At 74.1% G+C, this 4,602-nt stretch carries 5 protein-coding genes; 4 read left to right on the forward strand and 1 reads right to left on the reverse strand.

The annotated features are described in order from the left end of the window. Window positions 1-327: gamma-glutamyltransferase (locus DZG00_RS12525; protein ID WP_199689817.1), on the reverse strand; the 327-nt coding region annotated here is incomplete at its 3' end. A gap of 104 nt (window positions 328-431) precedes the next feature. On the opposite strand from DZG00_RS12525, the gene DZG00_RS12530 reads away from it, so the two are divergent. From DZG00_RS12530 to DZG00_RS12545, 4 genes are all read left to right on the forward strand, one after another. Then, on the forward strand, window positions 432-1,871 hold the full coding sequence (locus DZG00_RS12530) for an MDR family MFS transporter (protein ID WP_119382714.1): 1,440 nt from the start codon (window positions 432-434) through the stop codon (window positions 1,869-1,871). A 92-nt stretch (window positions 1,872-1,963) separates the two neighbouring features. Continuing rightward, window positions 1,964-2,992: an LLM class flavin-dependent oxidoreductase gene (locus DZG00_RS12535; protein WP_119382715.1), complete on the forward strand. Its 1,029-nt coding sequence runs from the start codon at window positions 1,964-1,966 to the stop codon at window positions 2,990-2,992. Between the two features lie 114 nt (window positions 2,993-3,106). Next, complete coding sequence (locus DZG00_RS12540) at window positions 3,107-3,922, forward strand: SGNH/GDSL hydrolase family protein (RefSeq protein WP_119382716.1); 816 nt, start codon at window positions 3,107-3,109, stop codon at window positions 3,920-3,922. After that, window positions 3,919-4,602 (forward strand): NAD(P)H-hydrate epimerase (locus tag DZG00_RS12545; protein WP_119455679.1); only part of this gene is annotated, 684 nt, incomplete at its 3' end. The genes DZG00_RS12540 and DZG00_RS12545, both read left to right, overlap by 4 nt.

Genomic DNA, 4,602 nt, shown 5'->3' on the forward strand with positions numbered 1-4,602 from the left:
GGCGCCGGGCACGCGGTCGAGGCCCTCCTGGCGGAAGCGCTCGGGCGTCGCGGCGGCGGGCGCGGATCCCTGACCCATGAGCAGCTTCGGCGCGGCCTCCCCGGCGACGTGCACGACGGCCGTCATGTCGCCGCCGGGGCCGTTGAGGTGCGGCTCGACGACGTGCAGCACGAACGCGCTGGCGACGGCGGCGTCGAAGGCGTTGCCGCCGCGCTCGAGCACGGCCTGGCCGGTGCCGGACGCGAGCCAGTGCGTGGAGGCGCTCATGCCGAACGTGCCGCGGAGCGTGGGTCGGGTGGTGAATGCGTCGGGCGCGCGGAACGTCACGAGGGGTCCTTCCGGTGGGGTGCCCCCAGTCGACCACACCCGTTCCGTCCGGTGCGGGAATGCGCCCGGCCCTGCGTCCGTTCACCGTTCGACCCGGGAGGCCCATGACTGACACCACTGGCGTCGGATTCCGATCCGAGCGCGGACCCATCCTCATCGCCCTGATGATGACGACGGGCCTCGTGGCCATCGACTCGACCATCCTCGCCACCGCGGTGCCGTCCATCGTGGACGACCTCGGCGGCTTCGCCTCGTTCCCGTGGCTGTTCTCGATCTACCTGCTCGCGCAGGCCGTGTCGGTGCCGCTCTACGCGAAGCTCGCCGACACCGTGGGCCGGAAGCCGATCATCCTCATCGGCATCGGCCTGTTCCTCGTCGGATCCGTGCTGTGCGGGTTCGCCTGGAGCATGCCGGCGCTCATCGCGGCCCGCGCCATCCAGGGGCTCGGCGCGGGCGCCGTGCAGCCCATGGCGATCACGATCGCGGGCGACATCTACACGGTCGCCGAGCGCGCGAAGACGCAGGGGTACCTCGCGAGCGTGTGGGCGGTGTCCAGCGTGGTCGGCCCGACCCTCGGCGGCGTGTTCTCCGAGTTCGCGACCTGGCGCTGGATCTTCTTCGTCAACGTGCCGCTGTGCCTCCTCGCGGGCTGGATGATCGTCCGCCGCTTCCACGAGTCCATCGAGCGCACGCGGCACCGCGTCGACTACGCGGGCGCCGCGCTCCTCACGGTCGGCCTCAGCCTCCTGATCCTCGCCGTGCTCGAGGGCGGCCAGGCCTGGGCGTGGGACTCGGCGCCCAGCGTCGGCGCGTTCGGGATCGGCGCCGTGCTCATCGTCGCGTTCCTGCTCGTGGAGCGCCGGGCCGCGGAACCCGTGCTGCCGCTCTGGGTGTTCTCCCGGCGCCTCCTCCTCACGACCACGCTCGTGTCGCTCGGCGTCGGCGCGATCCTCATCGGCCTCACCTCCTACGTGCCCACGTATCTCGAGGGATCCCTCGGCGTCACGCCGCTCGTCTCCGGCCTCGCGCTCGCGGCCCTCACGATCGGCTGGCCCATCTCCGCGTCGCTGTCGGGGCGCCTGTACCTGCGCATCGGGTTCCGCCGCACGGTGCTCATCGGCATGGCCCTCACGATCGTCGGCACCGGATCGATCGCGCTGCTCGCGGGCACGCCCACGCTCGCCGGGATCGCGGTCGGCTGCTTCGTCGTGGGCCTCGGTCTCGGCCTCGTCGCGACGCCCAGCCTCATCGGCGCGCAGTCGAGCGTCGGCTGGGGCGAGCGCGGCGTCGTCACGGGTGCGAACCTGTTCGCCCGGTCGATCGGCAGCGCGGTCGGCGTCGCGGTCTTCGGCGCGATCGCCAACGCGATCTTCGCCGCCTCGGACGGCGGACAGCGGGATCCGGACGCCGTGATCGCCGCGTCCGGCGCCGTGTTCCTCGCGGTCGGGGTGTGCGCGCTCGCGACGGTGGTCGCGGGGCTGCTGATGCCGGAGTCCCGCGTCGAGGACACCGAGATCTCGCGCGCGGAGAACGTCACCGATTGACGCGGGCGCCCGCCCGATTCGCGGGAATGCCCCGCCCCCTCCTACAGTTGACCCGAATGCATACGTTCGCATGGATCAGGAAGCAGGGCAGCATGGCGCAGGAGATCGAGCTCGGACTGGACACGTTCGGGGACGTCACGGTCGGACCGGACGGCCGCGAGCTGCCCTACGCCGAGGTGATCCGCAACGTCGTCGCCGAGGGCGTGCTGGCCGACCAGGTCGGCATCGACTTCATCGGCCTCGGCGAGCACCACCGTGACGACTACGCGATCTCCTCCCCCGAGGTCGCGCTCGCCGCCATCGCCGCGAAGACCGAGCGCATCCGCCTCGGATCCGCCGTCACCGTCCTCAGCTCCGATGACCCCGTGCGCGTCTTCCAGCGCTTCGCCACGCTCGACGCCGTCTCGAACGGCCGCGCGGAGGTCATCCTCGGCCGCGGATCCTTCACCGAGTCGTTCCCGCTGTTCGGCTACGAGCTGAGCGACTACGAGCGCCTCTTCGAGGAGAAGCTCGGGCTGTTCGCCGAGCTCGTCAAGGAGACGCCCGTCACCTGGAGCGGCTCGACGCGCGCCGGCCTCACCGAGCACGACGTCTTCCCGAAGACCGCGAACGGCATCACGACGTGGGTCGGCGTCGGCGGCAGCCCCGAGTCGGTCGTGCGCGCCGCGCGCCACGGCTTCCCGCTCATGCTCGCCATCATCGGCGGCGAGCCGCACCGCTTCGCGCCCTACGCCGACCTGTTCGCGCGCGCCCTCGACCAGCTCGAGCAGCCGCGCCTGCCCGTCGGGATCCACTCGCCCGGCTACGTCGGCGAGACCGACGCCGAGGCGCGCGAGGCGTTCTTCCCCGACTACCAGGTGATGCACGCCCGCATCGGCAAGGACCGCGGCTGGCCGCCCCTGGCCCGCGCGTCCTACGAGCAGGAGATCGACCACGGCTCGCTGTACGTCGGATCCCCCGAGACCGTCGCCCGCAAGATCGCCGCGACGCTGAAGGCCGTGGGCGCGAGCCGCTTCGACCTCAAGTACAGCGCGGGCCCGTTCTCGCACGAGCGCATGATGGGCGGCATCGAGCGCTACGGCACGATCGTCGCGCCCATGGTCCGCGACATCCTGGCCTGATCCGCCCTCCCGGGCGCCCCCTCCGACCCTCCGCGGTGGAGGGGGTGGCCGAGCGCGGGATATCCTGCGATCGTCCCCATTCCGGGGGCATCGCGACGGACAGGACGGGCTGCGATGACCGGCGCACCGCCCTCCGACCCCGAACCGGGCCGCGACCACGCCGTGGGCCCCGACGACGACCCGGCCATCCGCACCGCACCGGGCTCCCGGATGCTCTCCGCCGGCCCGCTCGCCTCGCTCCGGTCGGCCACCGTCGGCCGGCTCCAGTACCGCGTGCTCTACCGCGAGATGCGACGCGCCACGTTCCCCCGCGACTCCCCCACCGGCTCGCTGCCGGGGCCGGATCCCTACGGGCTGGCCGTCGTGGGCGAGGGCACCGCGGTCGGCTACCAGACCGTGTCGCACGACCTCGGCGTCGCCGGGCAGGTCGCGCACAAGCTCGCCGTCCGCACCGGACGCGGCGTCTTCTGGTCGGTGCAGTCCTTCCCCGACTTCACCGTGCGCTCCTGGCGCGCGGGGCTCGACGCGTTCCCCGCCTGGGCGAGCACCGACGTGGCCGTCCTCGCCCTCGGCATCGGCGACGCCATCCGGTTCACGCCCACGCCGCTGTGGGAGTCGCTGCTCGACGCGTGCATCACGAGCATGCACGCGCGCATGCCGGCGGGCGCGCTCGTGCTCGTGACGGAGGTGCCGCCGCTCGAGATCTCACCCGTCACGCCGCCGCTCATCGCGGGCGCGGTCGGACGCCACGCCGACGCCCTCAACCGCAGCACGCGCCAGGTGGTCGCGCGCCACGACCGCGCCGCCAGCGTGCCGTTCCCGGCCTGGCGGATCCCGGAGTTCACGGCGCCGAACCCCGAGGACACGCTCTACGGCCGCGTCTACCGGGCGTGGGCGGAGCTGCTGGTCGAGCGGATCGCGCCGTCGTGACGGGGCCCGACGCGCCCGGCGAGGGCCGCGCGTCTGCCGACGGCCGCGCGCTCTCCGACCGCCCTGCGCTCGCCGACGGCCCTGCGCTCGCCGACGGTTACGCGGCCGCCGACATCCGCGCCGCCGAGGCCCCGCTGCTCGCGGCCGGGGCGCAGCTCATGCGCGTGGCCGCCGCCGGGCTCGCGCGCGTCTGCCGCCGTGAGGTGCCGAGCGGCGCCGTGCTCGTCCTGGTCGGCGCGGGGAACAACGGCGGCGACGCGCTGCTCGCCGCCGCCGAGCTCGCGCGGGACGGGCGTGAGGTGCGCGTGATCCGCACCGCGTCGCGCGTCCACGAGGCCGGCGCCGCACGCGCGGTCGCGGCAGGCATCCCGATCACGCCGTCCGACGAGCTCGACGACGCGGGCCTCGCGGCGCTCGGCCGGGAGTCCGCGCTCGTGGTCGACGGCATCCTCGGCATCGGCACCACCGCGAGCCCCGCCCTCCGCGGCGAGGCGCGCCGCGTGGTGGCCGCGCTCCTGCCCGTCGTCCGGGACGCGGGCGGCCCCGTCGTCGTGGCGTGCGACATCCCGAGCGGGGTCGGCTGCGACGACGGCCGGGTGCCGGATCCCACGGTGCTGCCCGCCGACGTCACGGTCACGTTCGGCGCGGGCAAGCCCGGCCTGCTGCGCGGGCCCGGCCGC

The sequence above is a fragment of the Clavibacter lycopersici genome (assembly GCF_003576405.1).
Lineage (GTDB): Bacteria > Actinomycetota > Actinomycetes > Actinomycetales > Microbacteriaceae > Clavibacter > Clavibacter lycopersici.

Bases quoted from the DNA above. Each gene is read 5' to 3' on its own strand.
- DZG00_RS12530 (WP_119382714.1), top strand. From the start codon at position 432: ATGACTGACACCACTGGCGTCGGATTCCGATCCGAGCGCGGACCCATC.
- DZG00_RS12535 (WP_119382715.1), top strand. From the start codon at position 1,964: ATGGCGCAGGAGATCGAGCTCGGACTGGACACGTTCGGGGACGTCACG.
- DZG00_RS12540 (WP_119382716.1), top strand. From the start codon at position 3,107: ATGACCGGCGCACCGCCCTCCGACCCCGAACCGGGCCGCGACCACGCC.